Raw genomic sequence first — 18,043 nt, forward strand, 5'->3', positions numbered from 1 at the left:
GGCGTGGCGAGCCGGTCTGGCAACCGCCTTGCGGTCAAGGGCGCTCCCGGAACGGTGAAAACGCCTCCTCCAGCCACTCCATCTCCTGGTCCACGGCCGCCCGCTCCTGGTCCAGGTAGCGCATGACCGGCGCGCGCAGGGCGGGATCGGCGATCCAGTGGGCGGAATAGACCGGCTTCGGCAGGTAGCCACGGGCGATCTTGTGCTGCCCCTGCGCGCCGGCCTCCACCCGCGGCAACCCCTGCTCGATCGCCCATTCGATGGCCTGGTAGTAGCAGAGCTCGAAGTGCAGGAACGGCACGTCCTCGACGCAGCCCCAATGGCGGCCGTAGAGGCAGTCGCCGCCGATCAGGTTCAAGGCGCCCGCGATCCACCGTCCGCCGCCGCGCCCATCCGGCCTCCGGGCCAGGATCAGCAGGACCCGATCGGCCATCCGCTCGCCCAGCTCCGAGAAGAACGCGCGGGTCAGGTACGGCCGGCCCCACTTGCGCGAGCCGGTGTCCATGTAGAACCCGAAGAACGCGTCCCAGTGGTCTTCGGTCAGGTCGGCGCCGGTCAGCCGGACGATCTCGGCCTCGGCCTGCGCGTCGCGGCGCTCCCGCCGGATGGTCTTGCGCCGCCCCGAGGACAGCGCGCCCAGGAAGTCGTCGAAGTCGCGGTAGCCGCGGTTCTCCCAGTGGTACTGCTGCCCCTCGCGCCGCCCGAGGCCCTGCTCGCCCAGCCAGCACCACTCGTCCTCGGTGACGAAGTTGAGGTTGAGGCCCGAGGCGCCGTAGCGCTCGCACACCGACAGGCCGCCGCCCAGCAGGATGCGCCAGGCCGCCTCGCGATCCACGTCCGGCCGCGCCAGCAGCCGCGCGCCGGTCGCCGGGACGAACGGCGCGGCCGACAGCAGCTTGGGATAGTACCGTCCTCCGGCCCGCTCATAGGCGTCGGCCCAGGCGTGGTCGAAGATGTATTCGCCCTGGCTGTGGCTCTTCAGGTAGAGCGGCATCACCGCCGCCGTCCGGCCCGCCTCGTCCTCGACCGACAGGTGCTGGGGCCCCCACCCCGCCCGCTCGACCGCGCAGTTCGACGCCTCCAGCGCGTCCAGGAAGTCGAACCGGATGAAGGGATTGCCGGCATAGGCCGGGTTGTCGGCGCAGGCGTCCCACGCCTCCCGGCCGATCTCGGCGATGCGGCGGGCGACCTTCACCGCCGGCCGCAGAGTCACGCCCGGCCGCCCTGTTCCGGCGTGAAGCCCTCGAAGATCAGGTTGTCGCAACCGTCCTTCACCGCGGCCCATTCGTCGGGCGTGCGGACGGTCCAGGCCACCACCGGATAGCCCTGCGCCCGATACTCGGCCGCCCGCGCGCTGGGCAGCATGTCGAGGCCCAGGGCCAGGAAGTGGGGCCGCGCGATCTCGACGTGCTCCAGGTCGGCGAAGGCCTTGCGCTGGGCCTCGGCCATCCTGGGCGCCCGGGCGTAGGAGTAACTGTCGAGCCCCCGCAGCACGCCCGGATAGCGGTCGGCGAACCAGGCGTGGGAATAGGGATTGAAGCCGATCACGCATAGCGGCCCGTTGTGGTCGGCGATCACCTCGTGGACCCGCTGCTCCAGCGGCCCCACCTCGCCGAACGGCGTCTTCAGCTCCACGTGGACCATCGCCCGATGGCCGATGAGGGCCAAGGTCTCCAGCAGCGTGGGGATCTTCTCGTCCGTGCCGGCCAGCCGCATCCCGGCCAGATCAGCGGCGCTGTGGTCCTTCACCCGGCCCTCGGCGCCGGTCATCCGGGCCAGCTTGCCGTCATGGAAGACCATCGCTTCGCCGTCGGCCGAGATCTGGACGTCCAGCTCGATCCCGTAGCCCGCGGCGCAGGCGGCCTGGAAGGCGCCCAGCGAGTTCTCCGGCGCGCCGTCGGGGCTCCACAGCCCCCGGTGCGCGACCGGCGGATGGAAGAGGAGGTCCCAGGCCTCGCCGAAGCCCCCCTTTTCCACGGCGGCCTTCACCGGACCTGCACCACCGCGTCGACCTCGACGGCGAAGTTCAGGGGCAGACGATACACCCCCACGGCCGAACGGGCGTGACGGCCCGCATCGCCCAGCACCTCGACCATCAGGTCGGAGCAGCCGTTGACCACCTTCGGGATGTCGAAGAAGTCAGGTCCCGCCTGGACGAACCCGCCCAGCTTCACCACCCGGACCACGCGGTCCAGGTCGCCTTCGCAGGCGGCCTTCATCTGGGCCAGCAGGTTGATCCCGCAGAGACGCGCGGCGCGGACGGCGGCGTCGAAGTCCACGTCCTCGCCCACCACACCGCGGACGCCCCCCGAGGCATCCACGGAAACCTGGCCCGAGATGTGGACCAATTCGCCCGAGCGGACGAAGGGCACGTAGTTGGCCACCGGAGCATTCGGCTGCGGCAACTCGATCCCGAGGGCGGAGAGACGATCTTCGACGGTGCTCATGGCCGCACCTCTAGCCCCGCCCGCCGCAAAGAAAAAGGGCCGCCCCACGAGGGGGCGGCCCATTTCCTACTCGAAACTCGTCCGCCGACCGGGGGAGACCGACGGACGTACGCGACTGTCTATCGGCCGCGCTTAACGGACGGCCTGATACTTCTCGACGACCGCGGTCACGCGCTCGTTGAGCGGCTTCATCGATTCCTTGACCGACGAAGAGACGGTCTCGGTCATCTTGCCGAATTCGGACATGTAGGTTTCCAGCGCGGTCTTCGCGAAGGCGGTCTGGAGTTCGACCACTTCCTGCACGCTCTTGGCGCCGGCCAGCGACTTGGCGGCCGACACGTTGGTGTCGAAGACGGCCTTGGAGAAGGCCATCGCCTGGGCGCCCAGGGCTTCCGCGCCCTTGGCCGAAGCGGTGGCCGAGGCGACCAGCGCCTCGAGGTTCTTCTTGGAATCGGCGTTCAGCTCGTTGAGCGACGCAAGGCTCTTCTCGACGCCTTCCTTGAAGGCGACGTTGGAGGCGGAGGTGAACTGTTCGAAGGTGGACTTCGCGGCTTCGGCGGCGGCCATGGGGCAGGCTCCTGAATGACGGACGGCTACGGAACGATTCGGTATGGGGGACGTGATCGTCCCGTTCGACATCGCCGTTCTCTCATGTTGCACCGCAGCAGTCAACGACTTTTTGTGCAGTGCAACATGAACGTCACATGCCCGCTCAAGGGGCGCCGCGGCAAATCCGCCCGTTCAAACCTTGTTTACCCTCCTGCAAGGGTAGGCGGGGCATGCTACCCACTCTCACAGGCGACGCAGTAGCCGCCTCAACACTTTGATTCGACGGACGAAGCATGACCAAGCACGCCCGCCGCCTGTTGCTTACCCTCGGCCTGGCCGCCGCCACCGCCCTGACGGCCGCCGCGCCGGCGGTCGCCCAGCAACCCTATGTGGCGCCCTATCTCTCGCTGATCCCGCAGAGTTCCACGAAGTATGCGGCGATCGTCGTGGACGCCCGGACCGGCGAGGTGCTCTACGGCAGTCGCGCGGACGCCCCACGGTATCCCGCCTCGATCACCAAGGTCATGACTCTGTATCTGGCCTTCGAGGCTCTGGCCGCCGGCAAGATCCAGCTGGACGACCCGGTCGTGTTCTCGCCGCGGGCGGCGGCTCAGCCCCCGACCAAACTGGGCGTGCGCGCAGGCGACTCGATCACGGTCCACGAGGCGATGCAGGGCATGGTCACCCGCTCCGCCAACGACGCCGCGGTCGCCCTGGCCGAAAAGCTGGGCGGCACCGAGCAACGCTTCGCGGCGCTGATGACGCTCCGGGCCCAGGAACTCGGGATGGCGAACACCCATTTCGCCAACGCATCCGGCCTGCCCGACAGCCGCCAGCTCACCACGGCCCGTGACCTCGCCATCCTGTCGCGCGCCGTCATGCGCGACTATCCACAGTACTATCGCCTCTTCTCGACCAAGAACTTCGAGTTCCGCGGCCAGAGCATCCGCAATCACAACGGCCTGCTCTACCGGATGGACGGCGTGGACGGGCTGAAGACCGGATTCATCAACGCCTCGGGCTTCAATCTCGCGGTCTCGGCCGTGCGGGAGAACCGCCGACTGATCGCCGTGGTCATGGGCGGCCCCAACGTGGCGACCCGCGACCGCGTGGCCGAGAGCCTGCTGGTGACCGGGTTCGACGTGCTGGAGCGCCGCGCGCGCGGCGAGCAGATCACCGTGGCGCAGAACTTCTTCGAGCCGCCGCAACTGGCTCAGGCGACCGAAGCCTCGATGCAGCAGGGCGACACCGATCGCGGCCTGAGCGTCCAGCTCGCCTCGGCGCCGCCGCCCGGACGCGCCTCGTCGATTCAGATCGTCGAGCCCAGCTCGGTGCCCAAGCTGAACAGCGGCGCAAAGGCGTCGGCGGGCGGTCGCTGGACGGTGCAGGTCGGCAGCTTCACCAGCCGCGACGACGCGCGCAAGCAGCTCAACATCGTCCAGAAGCGCTTCGGCGCGCCCTTCACCCAGGCGCGGGGCGTGGCCGAGAAGGACGGCTCCAGGTACCGGTCGCGCTTCTCGGGCATGACCGAGGCCCAGGCCAAGGGCGCCTGCCGCGAGCTGAAGGCGAAGAAGCAGCCCTGCATGGTGGTGCCGCCGGCCCGCGGCTGACGCCTATCTCGATTTCAACAGCCGGTCCCGCGCAGCGTTGAGCTGTGCGGCCAGGCCCGCCGTACCCCCCTTGTCCGGGTGGACCGCTCGCATCAGGCGCGCATAGGCCGACTTGATCTCGTCTTCGGACGCGCCGGCCCCCACCCCGAGAATCCGCCGCGCCTCGTCGAGGCTCATGTCCCGGGAAGCGGTCGCCGGCGGGGCGGACGCAGGCGCGGACTTGCGCGCCGACGCCGCGAACCAGAGACCCAGGATACAGAGGACGGCGGCGGCGCCCCAGCCGCCGCGGGTTCCGACGAACGCCGCCGCCGTGAAGGCGGCCAGCGACAGCATGCCGCCTACGATCCGCCATTCGCGGCGCTTGAGGAACGGCGACGTCCGGCGCGTGGCCCAGAGGTAGAGCGCGAGCGCCGCGCCGCCCAGCGCGAGGTAGAGCATCGATGGGCTCCCGCGGGGCGGTCTACTCCGCCGCGATCCGTTCGGCGTCGTCCAGCCCGGTGAAGCCCAGGGCGATCATCAGCGCCCGAAGCTCCTGCCGGGCGGCCACATGCTGCAGGCTCATGGACACCGGCCGGATGGCGGGCGACAGGTCGGCGACGGTCAGGCCGAAGGGAAACAGTTCGCGGTAGATCACCCGATCCCGCAAACCCGGACCCACGCGGAATCCCACCTTCTTCGACAGCGCCTCCACCCGCTCGTCCAGGCGGCGGCGGTTGCGGGCTTCGGTGGGCGCCAGGCGGTTGCGCAGCACCACCCAGTCGATCTGCTTGCGCTCGTTCGTCGCCCGTTGCTTGCGGCAGCTCCAAACGGTCTCGGCGTAGAGGCTGTGGCGCTTGAGATCGAGCGTCACCGGATCGACCACTCCCAGCATGTCGAAATCGACGAAGCTGTCATTCATCGGCGTCACGATGAGGTCGGCCCGCACGTGCGCCGCGCGGCTGATCGCCGTGTCGCTGCCGGGCGTGTCGATCAGAACGAAGTCCGCCGCCTGGGCCATCTCGGCGAAGGCCTCTTCGAACCGGGCCAGTTGTTCCTCTGCGGGCGCCTTGGCCAGGGCGTCCCCCGCGGAGCTGATCGCATGTTCCAGCGGCATGGGCGCTTCGGCCTCATTCGCCGCCAGCCAGGCGCGACGGTTGGCGAAGAAGTGACCCAGGGTCTGCTGGCGCAGGTCGAGGTCCAGCACCGCCACCTTGGCGCCGCCGTGCAGCAGGGCCGTGGCGATGTGAATGGCGATGGTCGACTTGCCCGCCCCGCCCTTCTCGTTGCCGACCACGATGACGCTGGCCCTGCTGACGGTGTTGGCCTGGCTTACCGTGCTGGCCTGGCTCATGACAGTTCTCGCTCCCCGCCGGCCACGCTTGGCCGACTCGCCTGCGCTAAGTGACCTCGCGAGCCCCGACGACGTCAACGTACAGTTCCGTCGCGGCCTGCCGACAGGCCCCCTGCGGATGGACTTGGCCCCGGCGCCGCCGCATAAGCCCGCCGATGTCCGCGTCCCTTCCGATCGTCCGCACCGTAGCAGACCTGCGCGCCCGCGTCCGCGCCTGGCGCGCCGAGGGCCTTCGGATCGGCTTCACGCCCACCATGGGCGCGCTGCACGAGGGGCATCTGTCGCTGGTGCGGCTGGCGCGGACCCGCGCCGACCGCGTGGTGGCCAGCGTGTTCGTAAACCCCACCCAGTTCGGCCCAAACGAGGACTTCGACGCCTACCCCCGGGACGAGGCGGGCGACGCCGCCCTGCTGGCCGGCGCGGGCTGCGATCTGCTCTACGCCCCCTCGACCGTCGAGATGTACCCCGCCGGCGCCGCCACCACCGTGACCGTCGCCGGCGTCTCCGAGCCGCTGGACGGCCAGGCGCGCCCCGGCCACTTCGCCGGCGTCGCGACGGTGGTGGCCAAGCTCCTCAACCAGTGCGCGCCCGACATCGCCGTCTTCGGCGAGAAGGACTACCAGCAGCTCCAGGTGATCCGTCGCCTGGTCGCCGACCTCGACCTGCCGGTGGAGATCGTGGGCGGTCCGACCGCCCGCGCCGACGACGGTCTCGCGCTGTCTTCCCGCAACGCCTACCTGAGCCCCGCCGAGCGCGCCGTGGCCCCCCGGCTCAACGCGGCGCTCCGCGAGGTGTTCGAGGCGGTGAAGGCCGGCGCGGACGTGGCCACGGCCGAGCAGCAGGCCGTCTCCAGTCTCGTGGCCGCCGGATTCGGCCCGGTGGACTATGTCGAGGTCCGCCGCCCCGGAACCCTGGAGCGTCTCGGGCCCGGCCCAGCCGACGGCCCTCTCCGGGTCCTGGGCGCCGCCCGCCTCGGCCGCACCCGCCTCATCGACAACGTGGGCGACTGAGGTTCCTCTCGCGCGGCAGGATAGGCGATGTCCTACCAGGCCCCCGCCTCGCGCAGCCTTCGCGCGAGGTCGGCGGGCACGTCCCCAAAGGCGGCTTCGTCCAGGTCTGGCGGCGCATCCTTGCCTTCCAGATAGCGCCAGCCCTGGAAGGCGCGGCGGGGCGTCGGCGCGACGCGAACGATGGTCTCGTCGAGGGTCACGTGGCAGCGAGCGGCCGCGCCTTCGCCCACCGTGTCCACCGCCAGGATGCGTTGCCGGCACAGGATCTCACCCTTGAAGACCCGGTAGACCGAACCGCCGTCCAGCAGTTCGGCGGCCCGCTTGGGCGTCATGCGCGTCCGCAAGGTCCAGGGCTCGCCTGGGCCGGCATGCTGCGCCCGCCACGCCAGCAGGTCTTCGATGGTGGCCGCGCCGACCACCAGCTTGATCATGTGAAGCGCCATGCGCCGCCCTTACTCGGCCCAGGGCGCCTTGCGGCGTTCCAGGAACGCCCGCACCCCTGCCTGGCCCTCTTCGCTCACGCGGGCGGCGGCGATGCGATGGGCGGTCAGCTCCATCAGGTCCCGGTCGATGACGCGGCCCGCCACGTCGGCCACCAGCCGCTTGGAGCCCTCCACGGCGCCGGGCGCGCAGGCCCGCATCTCGGCGGCGATCCGCTGGGCCGCGGCGCGCAGGGCGGCCGGGTCGGCCACCACCTCGTCCACGAGGCCCACGCGTTCGGCGTGGGCGGCGTCGAAGATGCGCCCTGTGGCGAAAAGCGCGCGGGCGCGCCGCGGGCCGATGGCCTCGATCACGTAGGGGCTGATCGTGGCCGGGATCAGGCCCAGCCTCACCTCAGAAAAGCTGAACCTGGCCTCGGCCGTGGCCAGGGCCAGGTCGCAGGCGGCCGCCAGGCCCGCGCCGCCGCCGAACGCCCCGCCCTCGACCAGGGCCACCGTCAGCGCCGGCAGGTCGTGCAGCGCCTTCAGCATCTTGGCCAACTCCATCGCGTCGGCGCGGTTGTCCGACTCCGTGCGGTCGACGGCGGCGCGCATCCAGTCCAGGTCGGCGCCCGCCGAGAAGGTTCCGCCGGCGCCACGGACGAACACAACACGCACGCCCTCGGCGCCCTTCAACGTCTGGAACGCCTCCTCCAGCGCCGAGATCAGGCCTTCGTCGAAAGCGTTCCGCTTGGCCGGCCGGTTCATCGTCACCGTCACCGCCCCGCCCAGGGTGGCCGAGATGTGCACCAGCTCGGTCGTCGCGCTGACGTCCGGAAACTCGACGAGGGGATGAACGAATTCGTTGGTCATGGGGCGTCTCCGGAAGGGAGCGCAGGCATAGCCCTGGCCGTCGGGGGACGCTACCCTCCGCCGCCGTGTCGGACCTTCCGGACATTCCCGTCGATTCGGCCCTGGCGCGGCTGTTCCATCAGCCGCGCGCACGGGACGAGACCATCTGGTTCTCCCTGCCCGGGGGCTCCAAGCTGTTCGGCCAGGGCGACGCCTCGGACCGCCTCTTCGTGGTGCGTACGGGCCGGCTGGGCGCCTTCCGCCGCGACGAGGGCCAGGAGCCGCAGTTCCTGGGTGTCATCCGCCCCGGCGAGCCCGCCGGCGAGATGTCGCTGATCGCCGGCATCCCGCACTCGGCCGACGTCTACGCCCTCCGGGACTCCGAGATCTTCGCGGTGCCAAAGTCGGCCTTCTTCGCGGCCTGCGACGCCGACGCTTCGGTGATGACCGAACTCGCCCGCCTGATGATCCTGCGCAGCCGCCAGAACGCCCGGCGCGGTCCGCCCGTGGGCGATCCCTCGGTGTTCGGCTTCATCCCCGTGGGGCGTCCCGGCCCCATGCGCCCGCTGGTGGAGCGGATCGAGCGCGAGATCGCCGCCCTCGGCTATGAGGTCACCACCATCGGCTCCGAGGCCGAATCCGCGCCCACCGAATGGTTCTCGGAGGTGGAACGGGTCCACGACTTCGTCCTCTACGTGGCCGAGCGGGACGAACCGACCTGGGCCGCCTTCGTTCCGCGCCAGGTGGACCGCCTGCTCCGCGTGGGCCGCGGCGACAGGATGGCCGAGGAGGCCGCCTGTCCGCCCGGCGCCGCCACGCTGCAGGATCAGGGACTGGTCGACCTGCTGCTGATCCAACCTCCCGAGATCGAACGGCCCCGAGGCGCCGAGGCCTGGCTGGACGCCACCGCCGCCGCGCGGGTGTTCCATGCCCGCCGCGGTCACGCCGCCGACTTCGAGCGACTGGCCCGACTGCTGACGGGGCAGTCCGTGGGCCTGGTGCTATCGGGCGGGGGCGCCCGCGCCTACGCGCACGTGGGCGCCATCAATGCGCTGCGGGAACGCGGCGTCCCGATCGACTTCGTCGGGGGGTCGTCCATGGGCGCCATCGTCGGCGCGGGCCTGGCCATGGGCTGGGACGCCAAGGAGATGAACCGACGCCTGCGCGAGGCCTTCGTGAACTCCAGTCCGCTGGACGACATCGCCCTGCCCCTGCTGGCCATGACCCACGGTGTGAAGGTCAGCGAGCGCCTGCACCACCACTTCGGGGACACCCAGATCGCCGACCTCTGGCTGCCGTTCTTCTGCCTGTCGTCCAACCTGACCACGGGCGCCTACCAGCTCCACCGGCGCGGGGCTCTGGCCCAGGCCCTGCGGGCCACGATCTCGCTGCCCGGCGTCCTGCCGCCCGCGACCGACGGCCAGAACGTGCTGGTGGACGGCGCCGTGATGAAGAACTTCCCGGCCGACATCATGCGCGCGGCTCAGCCCGGCCCCGTCGTCGGCGTGGACGTGACCACCGCGCGCAGCATCACCGCCAAGGACGTGGCCCGGCCCTCGTCGGTCTGGCGCTGGATCCGGTCGGGCCAGTGGCGCCTGGGGCCGCCCATCGTCTCGCTCCTGATGCGCACGGCGACGGTCTCGACCGGCCGCGACCTGGCCGCCGCCCGCGAGGCGACCGACGTGCTGATCCAGCCTGACGTGAGCGGCATCGAAATCCGCGACTGGGGCGCCTACGACCTGGCGGTCGAGGCGGGCTATCGCGCGACGCTCGCGGCGCTCGACAAGCTCAGCCAGCCGGTCACGCAGCTTCGGCGCCGCCCCAGCCTGCGCGAACAACAGGCGCAGGGCGCCACTCTGTCGCCCTTCATGGCCTCGGCCTACGCTGCGGCGGAATGAGCCCTTTGCAGACGGCGGCGACGCGGCCCATATTCAGGGTGTTCGTTCAACAACTGAAAGGAGGTGATCCAGTGTCTCATAGCTCCAACCGCCAAGCGGTGACCGTGACCTGGACCTCCGTGAACGGGGTTCGCGCCTAGTCCTTACGACGGCAGGTCGCGCGCCGCCTTAGCGGTCCGACTATGGAAAGCCCGCCCCAGCAATGGGGCGGGCTTTCGCTGTTCAGGAGGCTCGCAGCCGGTGGATGGCGCCGTGTCGGCCGCCATCAGCAGCACGCGCAGGAGAGCCCCCACGAACTCGTCGGGCTTGAAGGGCTTCGAGACGAAATCGTCCATCCCGGCCGCCCGGCAGGCCTCTTCGTCGCTCTTCATGGCGTTGGCGGTCATGGCGACGATGGGAATCCGGCCCGCAGCGCCCGGCAGCTCGCGGATGCGCCGCGTGGCCTCCAGGCCGTCCATCACCGGCATGTGGACGTCCATCAGCACGACGTCGAAGCCGCCCCGCGCCACCGCCTCTATCGCCTGGGCGCCGTCCGAGACACGCTCGGCGGCGAGGCCGACGTGCCGGAGGATCTCCCCGGCCAGCAGGGCGTTGACCTCGTTGTCCTCGACCAGCAGGACCCTGGCGTGCCCCGCAGGCTCGGCGTCCTGGAACGGCGTGTCTTCGACCCGCGTCGCCGGTTCGCCACCCGCCTCCAGCTCCACCTCGAACCAGAAGACCGCGCCGCCGCCGTCGCGGTCGGCCACACCGATGCGCCCGCCCATCAGTTCCACGAGCTGGCGCGAGATCGCCAGGCCCAGGCCCGTGCCGCCGAACCGGCGGGTCGTCGAGCTGTCGGCCTGCTGGAAGTTGCGGAACAGCTTTCGCTTCTGCTCGGGGGTCACGCCGATGCCGCTGTCGCGCACCTCCACGCGGACGCGCCGACGGCTCTCACCGGCCGGCTCGGCCTGGACATCGATGTCCACGCGGCCGTGCTCGGTGAACTTCACCCCGTTGGACGCCAGGTTCAGAAGGATCTGGCGCAGCCGGGTGGGATCGCCCTTCAGCGGCAGGCGCGCCTCGCCCCCCACCTGGCAAGCCACCGCCACGCCCTTGTCCGTCGCCTGGGGTGTCAGCAGCTCCACCACGCCCTCCACGAGGTGGAGGAGGCTGAAGTCGATGGCCTCCAGTTCGACACGGCCCGCCTCCAGCTTCGAGATATCCAGGATGTCGTCGATGATGACCATGAGGGCGTCGGCGGAACTGCGGGCCGCCTCGGCGTAGCGCCGCTGCTGCGGGGTCAGCGGCGTCCGCAGCAGAAGCTCGTTCATCCCGATCACGCCGTTCATCGGCGTTCGGATCTCGTGGCTCATGTTGGCCAGGAACTGGCTTTTGGCGCGGTTCGCCGCCTCGGCCTCGTCCCGCGCGCGGAACAGGGCCTGTTCGGCCTGTTTCCGGGCCGTGATGTCCTGGAGCGCGCCGATCACCCGCAGCGGAGCGCCGTCGTCGCCTTCGATCACTCGCAACCTGCCGGTGGCCCAGACCTCGACGCCGTCGCCACGCGCGATCCGGTATTCGGGCGCGAAGGGTTCGCCGTCCTGAACGTGCCGCCGCCAGGCCTCTTTCACCATGCGCCGGTCGCGGGGATCGATGGTGACGTACACGTCGTCGGCCAGATCCTCGAAGGTCTTGGGCGTCGAGAAGAACGTGTCCTCCGCGCCGGCCTTCACCAGTTCGCCGCGGACGTAATCCAGCTCGAAGATGTGGAGTCCCGCCATGCCCAGCGCGAGGTTCAGGCGTTCCTCCGAGCGGACCGTCCGATCCAGAGCGCTCTCGGCTCGGAGCTCGGCCTCTTCCGAGCGCTGCAACGCCGACCGCAGTTCGCGCATCGCGGCCTGAACCTGAGCACGGTCCTGGGCGGCGCCATCGATGATGCGCCGCGTCGCCACGATGATCAGGGCGCAGGTCAGGACGGCCGAGAGCGCGCTCAGCGCCACGCCGAGACCGGCCAAGCCGGACAGGTCGGACCCGGCCGCCACGAGGACGCCGATGAGAACCGGCGCGGCCGTGGCGATCCAGACGCCGCGCGACATCCAGCCCACGGCGCTCGCCATCGCCAGCAGCGTCGACGACGCCATCGCCAGGAAGGCCCAGGAAGCCGCCGACGGCGCCGCCCACACCGTCGCGACGGGCGCGGCCATCCACACCGCCGTCCGCAGCGCGCAGACGGCAGACACGCGGGCGAGGCCCGGCCCCTGCGGAGCCGCCTCCGCACCTGGAATCCAGCGCCGGTAAAGCGCCTGGAGACCCGCGTCGAGGCCGAACGAAACCACCGCCCAGACCAGCGCGAACAAGGGCGATCCCAGCAACGCGGCGGCGCCGGCGGTCAGGCCGTTGAAGACCACCCAGAGCGGCCAGGGTTGCAGCAGGCCGACAAGCGTCGTCCGGTACGCGGACGGCGTATCCTCGCCGGTGATCTCCAGCACGGGGTCCTGAGCTTCCAGCACGGGGTCCTTATGGCGGCGAGCGTGGCTGTGGCGCTCTCCACCATTTCACGAATACCTTAAGGGCCAGCGCACGCCTGAGCTGTAGCGTGAGGCGCATCGTCGCAGGTAACGCCGGTCTTCGACTTCCGCATCGCTTTACCTGCCAGGTCATGGACCCGCCTCGCGCCGCCGCTAAGGTCGAACGCATGACCCCAGCCTTCAAACACGTCGGCGAACACCTGCGCATCTGGCGGACCCGCCGGCGGATGAGCCAGATGGACCTGGCCCTGGAAGCCGACGTCTCGACCCGCCACCTCAGTTTCGTGGAGACCGGCCGCGCCCAGCCCAGCCGGGAGATGCTTCTCCACCTCGCCGAGCAGCTCGACATCCCGCTTCGCGAGCGGAACGTCGTCCTGGTCGCAGCGGGGTATGCGCCCATGTTTCCCGAACGCCGCCTCGACGATCCGCATCTGACCGCCGCCCGCCGCGCGGTGGACGTCATCCTGAAGGCGCACGAACCCTATCCGGCCCTGGTCGTGGACCTGCGCTGGAATCTGGTGGCGGCGAACGCGGCGGTCGAGCCGCTGCTGGCGGGGGTGGCGCCCGAACTCCTGGCCGGGCAGCCCAACGTCATGCGCCTCTCGTTGCACCCCGACGGCCTGGCCCCGCGCATCGCCAACCTCGGCGAATGGCGCGCCCACGCCCTGGAGCGGCTCCGGCGGCAGGTGGAGCTGACCGCCGATCCCGGCCTTGCGGACCTGATCGAGGAAATCCGGAGCTATCCCCAGCCGCCGGCGCCCGACCGCCGGCCAGAGGACTACGGCGACGTGGCGATCCCGTTCCAGCTCATGGCGGGCGACACCCTGCTGTCGTTCCTCGGCACGACGACGGTCTTCGGCACGCCCGTGGACATCACCCTTTCGGAACTGACGCTGGAGACCTTCTTCCCCGCCGACGCCGCGACGGCGGACGCCCTGCGCGCGGCGCACGACGCCCGGCTTTCGGCCGCAGGAGCCCTATAGCGTGACGCAGGTCGGCGGCGGCAGCACGACAGCGGCTTCCTGCCGGAACCGGGCCTTGTAGGCCGTCCGGACGGCCTCGACCTCGGCCGTCGGGTCGCCGCGCGACGGCAGGGCGATCAGCACGACCTTGCGCGCCTCACGCATCAGGCGATCCTCGGTGCCCGTCCACTGGCCGCCGCCCCTCACGACGGTCACTCCGTCCGGGAAGCGGGGCCTGACCTCGTCGTCCACGAAACGTTGCAGGTCGGCTTCGCCCACCCGGGCCGGCGGCTTCACGGCCAGGAAGACCTGGGCCGTCCGGAGCTGGGACTGCCCGTCGGGGCACGCGGACGACAGCATCACGGCGCGGGGGCTGGCGCACCCCGCCGACGCCGCGATCGCCAGTGCGGCCAGAGCGATCCTCATCCGCCCAAGAGCTCCCGGCCGATGAGGAACCGGCGGATCTCGTTGGTTCCGGCGCCGATGTCATAGAGCTTGGCGTCGCGCAGCAGCCGCTCGACCGGATACTCCCGGGTATAGCCCGCGCCGCCCAGCGCCTGGATCGCCTCCAGCGCCACCTTCACCGCGTTCTCGCTGGCCATCAGGATCGCCCCCGCCGCATCGAACCGCGTCGTCCGGCCGGCGTCGCAGGCCCGGGCGACGGCGTAGACGTAGGCCCGCGCGGAGTTGAGCGCCACATACATGTCGGCCACCTTGCCCTGCATGAGCTGGAAACTGCCGATCGGCTTTCCGAACTGCTTCCGCTCGCGCACATAGGGCAGCACCACATCCAGGCAGGCCTGCATGATCCCCAGCGGGCCCGCCGCCAGCACCGTGCGCTCGTAGTCGAGGCCGCTCATCAGCACGCCGGCCCCGCCGCCGACCGGCCCCATGACGTTTTCCTCCGGCACCTCGCAGTCCTCGAACACCAGTTCGGCGGTGTCCGAGCCGCGCATGCCCATCTTGTCCAGCTTCTGCGAGACGCTGAACCCCTTCATGCCCTTCTCGACGAGGAAGGTGGTGATCCCGCGCGAGGCGCCTTCCGGATCGGTCTTGGCGTAGACCACGAGGGTGTCGGCGTGCGGCGCGTTGGTGATCCAGAACTTGGTCCCGTTCAGGACGTAGCGGCCCCCCTTCCGGTCGGCCCGCAGGCGCATGGAGACCACGTCCGAGCCCGCCCCCGCCTCGCTCATGGCCAGGGAGCCGACATGTTCGCCCGAGATGAGTTTGGGCAGATAGCGCGCCTTCTGCTCCGGCGTGCCCCAGCGCCGGATCTGGTTCACGCACAGGTTCGAGTGGGCGCCGTAGCTCAGGCCCACCGAGGCCGACGCCCGGGACACCTCCTCCATCGCCACCACATGTTCGAGATAGCCAAGGCCCAGGCCGCCGAACGCCTCCTCCACCGTGATCCCGTGCAGGCCCAGTTCGCCCATCTGCGGCCACAGGGTGCGAGGAAAGGTGTTGGTGGCGTCGATCTCGGCCGCCAGCGGCGCGATGCGATCCGCCGCGAAACGCGCCGTGGTGTCGCGGATGGCGTCGGCGGCCTCGCCCAGGCCGAAATCCATCGCAGGTCCGTGGTTCGCGATCATGGCGGCTGGTTAGCACGCCCCGCGCCGCGCCGCGACGTCAGTCCCGTTCGGCCTCGCGTCCCAGCCGCTGCAACAGGCGGAAGACGGCTACCGCCACGAAGCCTACGCCCGCCAGACCCGCCGACCAGGCGACCATCCGCGGGGTGACGACACCCCCCACGTCGCCACGCCAGTTCAGGCCCCAGAACAGGCCGAATCCGAAGAAGGCCAGCCCCAGGAGCGCCAGGAGCAGATCCAGCGCCAGGGAGGGTTCCTTCGGTCGCGGCGCAGGCCGCGGCCGCGCCGGAATGAACTCGGACGGCCCGACCTCCAGATTCACCAGGGGCGCATCCAGGACGTCCGCGAACGCAGCCCCCTGGGGAGCCCGCGGGATGTCCAGCTCGGCGTCGGCGGCCGTTTCGAACCTCGGCGGCTCCCGGCGAGGCTCGAGAGCGGGTCCCGTGTCGGAGCCGGGTTCGGTTGCGGGTTCGAGCCCTGGTTCGGGAAAGGACCCGAACGGCGGCGCGAGATCGGCCTCAGGACGCGGCTCGCCCTCGGGCGTCCCGGCATCCGCCGCGCCACCCTTGGCCTCGGTCTCCGCGGCGGCCTCGGGCTCGCGTCCAGGATCGGCGAAGATGCTCTCCAGGCGCGATGTCACCGCCTCGGCCGCGGCCGTGACCGCCGCGACGGGTTCGGAGATCAGGTCCGGCGGCGGCTCGGCCGGAATCCCGGGCTCGTCCGTCGCGGCCGGTTCGCGTCGCAGCGAGACCTTGTCGCCCTCGAAGCTGGCTTCGACGGTCACAGGGCGGCGCACGGGCACCAGATCGAGGGCGTCCAGGTCGATGGCCGGACGCAGCACCGACGAGGGCGCAGCCGCCCACCCGCCGTCGTCCGGCGTCAGGAACAGCGCCTTCTCATGGGCGCGCCGCCGGACCAGCGCGTCCAGCACGATCCGCTCGCCCTCGAAGTCGGTCTTTCGCCACAGCTCCATGGCGCAGCCGGCCTGGACCATGGCGCCGGCGTTCAGGCGCTTCAGCACCTGGCTGCGCCGGAAATTGTCCAGGCCGATGTTGAAGGCGAAGCTGCAGAGCGCATCGAACTGGTTCTGGCCGATCGGCGCGTACAGGGTCTCGTTGACGGCGTGCTGCACCGCGATCAGGTCGTAGACCAGCAACGCCTCGGCGTCCGGCTCCGAGACCTCGGCCCCCTCGCGCGCGGTCAGGGTATGCCCGTAGCCGATCGTCCAGCGGCCATCGGGCAGCTGGGCGGCGTGTCGGCGGTAGCCTTCGAACCGCTTGATCAGTTCGATGGCCGCCCGGGAAACGCGGTGGCGCGAGAGCATGGCTCCCCAATAACTCCCCAGTCGTCCCAATTCGGCACAGGCGCGCGGCGCCCCAGGACCTCCGGCGCAAACCTGACGCCAGATGGCCCGGTGAGAATTACATCAGGATTATCGCGGCGAGGCCCAGGAAGGCGAAGAACCCTGTGAAGTCGGTCACGAAAGTCACGAAGACGGATGAGGAAACGGCCGGATCCCGGCCCATGCGTTCCAGCGCGAGCGGGATCAGGGCGCCCGCCAAGCCGGCGACGAACAGCGTGATGACCATCGAGAGGGCGAAAGCCGCCGACAGGCGGGCGTCGTGGAAGAGGCCGAAGATCACCACGCCGGTGAGCACCGCCAGGACCGCGCCGTTGGCGACGCCCACCACCATCTCGCGGACCACGGTCCGGGCCGCATTGAACGCCGACAGCTCACGGCTGGCGAGGGCCCGGACGGCGACGGTCAGCGTCTGGGTGCCGGCGTTGCCGCCCAGAGAGGCCACGACCGGCATCAGCACGGCCAGGGTCGCGAGCTTCTCGATCTCGCCCTCGAACACGCCGATCACGCTGACGGCCAGGGCGGCGGTCAAGGTGTTGATCAGCAGCCACGGCAGGCGGGACTTCACGATGCCCAGCACATCGGCGTCGCGGCCCGCATCCGACACGCCGGCCAGGGCCAGGATGTCCTCCTCGCCCTCCTCCTGGAGGACGCCGACGATGTCGTCGACGGTGATCTGGCCCACCAGCCGGCCGGCCACATCCACGACGGGGGCCGAGATCAGGTGGTACTTGTCGAAGATGTAGGCGACCTCTTCCTGGTCCAGGTCGACGGTGATCTCGGTCACCGGCTCCATGATCTGGGCCAGCGGAGTCTGTCGGCTGTGGCGCAGCAGCAGCGAGACCGGCACCGCCCCCACCGGCTTGTAGGCGGGGTCCACCACATAGATGTCGAAAAACAGTTCGGGCAGTTCGTCGGCGTCCCGCCGGAAGTGGTCGATGGCCTGGCCGACGGTCCAGAACTGCGGCGCCGCCACCACCTCGCGCTGCATCAGGCGGCCGGCGGTCTCGTCCTGATAGGCCAGGCTGGTCTCGATGGCCGCCCGTTCCGATTCGGGAATCGCCGCCATGACCTCGGCGCGCTTGTCGGCCTCGAGGTCGTCGACGACGTCGGCCGCGTCGTCCGACTCCATCTCGCCGATGGCCTTGGCCAGCGTGGCCGAAGGCACGTGCTCCAGAACCGCCTCGCGGATCTCGCTGTCCAGCTCGGACAGGATCTCGGCCAGGGTCTCGGGATCGAGGTGCGGGATCAGCTCCGCGCGCGCGTCGGCCGCCAGGAAGCCCATGAGGTCGGCCACGTCGGCCGGATGCAGCGCCGCCAGGAGTTCGCGCAGCCGCTCGGCGTCGCCGCGATCCAGCGCGTCGGCCACGTCGGAGACGAATTCGGGATTGAGGGCGTAGTCGTCTTCGAGGGCCAGGTCTTCGAGGTCTTCCTCGGCGTCGGCCACGTCGGCGAGGTCGTCCGTTTCGCGGCTCATGCGGACCTCCCCGGGGGGTATGTGCGGACGACTCTTCTC

17 protein-coding genes are annotated in these 18,043 nt (G+C 70.5%); 4 read left to right on the forward strand and 13 right to left on the reverse strand.

The window, feature by feature from the left end; genetic code table 11:
• Positions 1–34 precede the first annotated feature (34 nt).
• From ABS78_RS20820 to phaP, 4 genes are all read right to left on the reverse strand, one after another.
• Positions 35–1,213 carry a GNAT family N-acetyltransferase gene (locus ABS78_RS20820; RefSeq protein ID WP_293384024.1) on the reverse strand — a complete coding sequence of 393 codons (1,179 nt, stop codon included), beginning with the start codon at positions 1,211–1,213 and terminating at the stop codon, positions 35–37.
• The gene (locus ABS78_RS20825; RefSeq protein ID WP_293384027.1) at positions 1,210–1,977 is read right to left on the reverse strand and encodes a glycerophosphodiester phosphodiesterase family protein; all 768 of its coding nucleotides are present in this window, start codon (positions 1,975–1,977) and stop codon (positions 1,210–1,212) included. The genes ABS78_RS20820 and ABS78_RS20825 overlap by 4 nt, the downstream gene beginning before the upstream one ends.
• A gap of 8 nt (positions 1,978–1,985) precedes the next feature.
• Positions 1,986–2,447, reverse strand: a complete 462-nt coding sequence (locus ABS78_RS20830; protein ID WP_293384030.1) for a RidA family protein — start codon at positions 2,445–2,447, stop codon at positions 1,986–1,988.
• Between the two features lie 132 nt (positions 2,448–2,579).
• Complete coding sequence (phaP, locus tag ABS78_RS20835; protein ID WP_293384033.1) at positions 2,580–3,014, reverse strand: TIGR01841 family phasin; 435 nt, start codon at positions 3,012–3,014, stop codon at positions 2,580–2,582.
• Between the two features lie 275 nt (positions 3,015–3,289).
• Between phaP and ABS78_RS20840 the strand changes: the two genes are divergently transcribed.
• The gene (locus ABS78_RS20840; protein ID WP_293384036.1) at positions 3,290–4,606 is read left to right on the forward strand and encodes a D-alanyl-D-alanine carboxypeptidase; all 1,317 of its coding nucleotides are present in this window, start codon (positions 3,290–3,292) and stop codon (positions 4,604–4,606) included.
• Between the two features lie 3 nt (positions 4,607–4,609).
• On the opposite strand, the gene ABS78_RS20845 is transcribed toward ABS78_RS20840, so the two are convergent.
• Positions 4,610–5,044, reverse strand: coding sequence for a DnaJ domain-containing protein (locus ABS78_RS20845; protein WP_293384039.1), 435 nt, complete (start codon positions 5,042–5,044; stop codon positions 4,610–4,612).
• A 22-nt stretch (positions 5,045–5,066) separates the two neighbouring features.
• Positions 5,067–5,936, reverse strand: a complete 870-nt coding sequence (locus tag ABS78_RS20850) for a division plane positioning ATPase MipZ (protein WP_293384042.1) — start codon at positions 5,934–5,936, stop codon at positions 5,067–5,069.
• Between the two features lie 155 nt (positions 5,937–6,091).
• Between ABS78_RS20850 and panC the strand changes: the two genes are divergently transcribed.
• Positions 6,092–6,946 (forward strand): pantoate--beta-alanine ligase, encoded by an 855-nt coding sequence (gene panC / locus ABS78_RS20855; protein ID WP_293384045.1) that lies wholly within the window; start codon positions 6,092–6,094, stop codon positions 6,944–6,946.
• Between the two features lie 32 nt (positions 6,947–6,978).
• On the opposite strand, the gene ABS78_RS20860 is transcribed toward panC, so the two are convergent.
• Complete coding sequence (locus tag ABS78_RS20860) at positions 6,979–7,389, reverse strand: DUF1489 domain-containing protein (RefSeq protein ID WP_293384048.1); 411 nt, start codon at positions 7,387–7,389, stop codon at positions 6,979–6,981.
• A gap of 9 nt (positions 7,390–7,398) precedes the next feature.
• A complete protein-coding gene (locus ABS78_RS20865) occupies positions 7,399–8,238 on the reverse strand; it encodes an enoyl-CoA hydratase-related protein (RefSeq protein WP_293384051.1) in 840 nt (279 codons plus the stop codon).
• 65 nt (positions 8,239–8,303) lie between these two features.
• Here ABS78_RS20865 and ABS78_RS20870 point away from each other — a divergent pair, with 65 nt between their 5' ends.
• Positions 8,304–10,115, forward strand: a complete 1,812-nt coding sequence (locus tag ABS78_RS20870) for a patatin-like phospholipase family protein (protein ID WP_293384054.1) — start codon at positions 8,304–8,306, stop codon at positions 10,113–10,115.
• A gap of 143 nt (positions 10,116–10,258) precedes the next feature.
• Here the strand turns inward: ABS78_RS20870 and ABS78_RS20875 are convergent, their stop codons facing one another.
• Positions 10,259–12,601, reverse strand: coding sequence for a hybrid sensor histidine kinase/response regulator (locus ABS78_RS20875; protein ID WP_293384057.1), 2,343 nt, complete (start codon positions 12,599–12,601; stop codon positions 10,259–10,261).
• Between the two features lie 185 nt (positions 12,602–12,786).
• Between ABS78_RS20875 and ABS78_RS20880 the strand changes: the two genes are divergently transcribed.
• Positions 12,787–13,602, forward strand: coding sequence for a helix-turn-helix transcriptional regulator (locus ABS78_RS20880; RefSeq protein WP_293384060.1), 816 nt, complete (start codon positions 12,787–12,789; stop codon positions 13,600–13,602).
• On the opposite strand, the gene ABS78_RS20885 is transcribed toward ABS78_RS20880, so the two are convergent.
• The 4 genes from ABS78_RS20885 to mgtE all read right to left on the reverse strand — a co-directional run bounded on the left by ABS78_RS20885 (position 13,597) and on the right by mgtE (position 18,004).
• Positions 13,597–14,007 carry a DUF3574 domain-containing protein gene (locus tag ABS78_RS20885; RefSeq protein WP_293384063.1) on the reverse strand — a complete coding sequence of 137 codons (411 nt, stop codon included), beginning with the start codon at positions 14,005–14,007 and terminating at the stop codon, positions 13,597–13,599. The genes ABS78_RS20880 and ABS78_RS20885 overlap by 6 nt on opposite strands.
• Positions 14,004–15,170, reverse strand: a complete 1,167-nt coding sequence (locus ABS78_RS20890; RefSeq protein ID WP_293384066.1) for an isovaleryl-CoA dehydrogenase — start codon at positions 15,168–15,170, stop codon at positions 14,004–14,006. Before ABS78_RS20890 ends, ABS78_RS20885 begins: the two co-directional genes overlap by 4 nt.
• Positions 15,171–15,207: 37 nt before the next feature.
• On the reverse strand, positions 15,208–16,491 hold the full coding sequence (locus tag ABS78_RS20895; RefSeq protein ID WP_293384069.1) for a lysozyme: 1,284 nt from the start codon (positions 16,489–16,491) through the stop codon (positions 15,208–15,210).
• Between the two features lie 97 nt (positions 16,492–16,588).
• Positions 16,589–18,004 (reverse strand): magnesium transporter, encoded by a 1,416-nt coding sequence (gene mgtE, locus ABS78_RS20900; protein WP_293384072.1) that lies wholly within the window; start codon positions 18,002–18,004, stop codon positions 16,589–16,591.
• Positions 18,005–18,043 lie beyond the last annotated feature (39 nt).

The organism is Phenylobacterium sp. SCN 70-31 (assembly GCF_001724605.1).
GTDB lineage: Bacteria > Pseudomonadota > Alphaproteobacteria > Caulobacterales > Caulobacteraceae > Phenylobacterium.

Excerpts from the sequence above, each read along its gene's own strand:
- ABS78_RS20830 (WP_293384030.1), bottom strand. The coding sequence starts at position 2,447 with ATGAGCACCGTCGAAGATCGTCTCTCCGCCCTCGGGATCGAGTTGCCG.
- phaP (WP_293384033.1), bottom strand. The coding sequence starts at position 3,014 with ATGGCCGCCGCCGAAGCCGCGAAGTCCACCTTCGAACAGTTCACCTCC.
- ABS78_RS20840 (WP_293384036.1), top strand. The coding sequence starts at position 3,290 with ATGACCAAGCACGCCCGCCGCCTGTTGCTTACCCTCGGCCTGGCCGCC.
- ABS78_RS20845 (WP_293384039.1), bottom strand. The coding sequence starts at position 5,044 with ATGCTCTACCTCGCGCTGGGCGGCGCGGCGCTCGCGCTCTACCTCTGG.
- ABS78_RS20850 (WP_293384042.1), bottom strand. The coding sequence starts at position 5,936 with ATGAGCCAGGCCAGCACGGTAAGCCAGGCCAACACCGTCAGCAGGGCC.
- panC (WP_293384045.1), top strand. The coding sequence starts at position 6,092 with ATGTCCGCGTCCCTTCCGATCGTCCGCACCGTAGCAGACCTGCGCGCC.
- ABS78_RS20860 (WP_293384048.1), bottom strand. The coding sequence starts at position 7,389 with ATGGCGCTTCACATGATCAAGCTGGTGGTCGGCGCGGCCACCATCGAA.
- ABS78_RS20865 (WP_293384051.1), bottom strand. The coding sequence starts at position 8,238 with ATGACCAACGAATTCGTTCATCCCCTCGTCGAGTTTCCGGACGTCAGC.
- ABS78_RS20880 (WP_293384060.1), top strand. The coding sequence starts at position 12,787 with ATGACCCCAGCCTTCAAACACGTCGGCGAACACCTGCGCATCTGGCGG.
- ABS78_RS20885 (WP_293384063.1), bottom strand. The coding sequence starts at position 14,007 with ATGAGGATCGCTCTGGCCGCACTGGCGATCGCGGCGTCGGCGGGGTGC.
- ABS78_RS20890 (WP_293384066.1), bottom strand. The coding sequence starts at position 15,170 with ATGATCGCGAACCACGGACCTGCGATGGATTTCGGCCTGGGCGAGGCC.
- ABS78_RS20895 (WP_293384069.1), bottom strand. The coding sequence starts at position 16,491 with ATGCTCTCGCGCCACCGCGTTTCCCGGGCGGCCATCGAACTGATCAAG.
- mgtE (WP_293384072.1), bottom strand. The coding sequence starts at position 18,004 with ATGAGCCGCGAAACGGACGACCTCGCCGACGTGGCCGACGCCGAGGAA.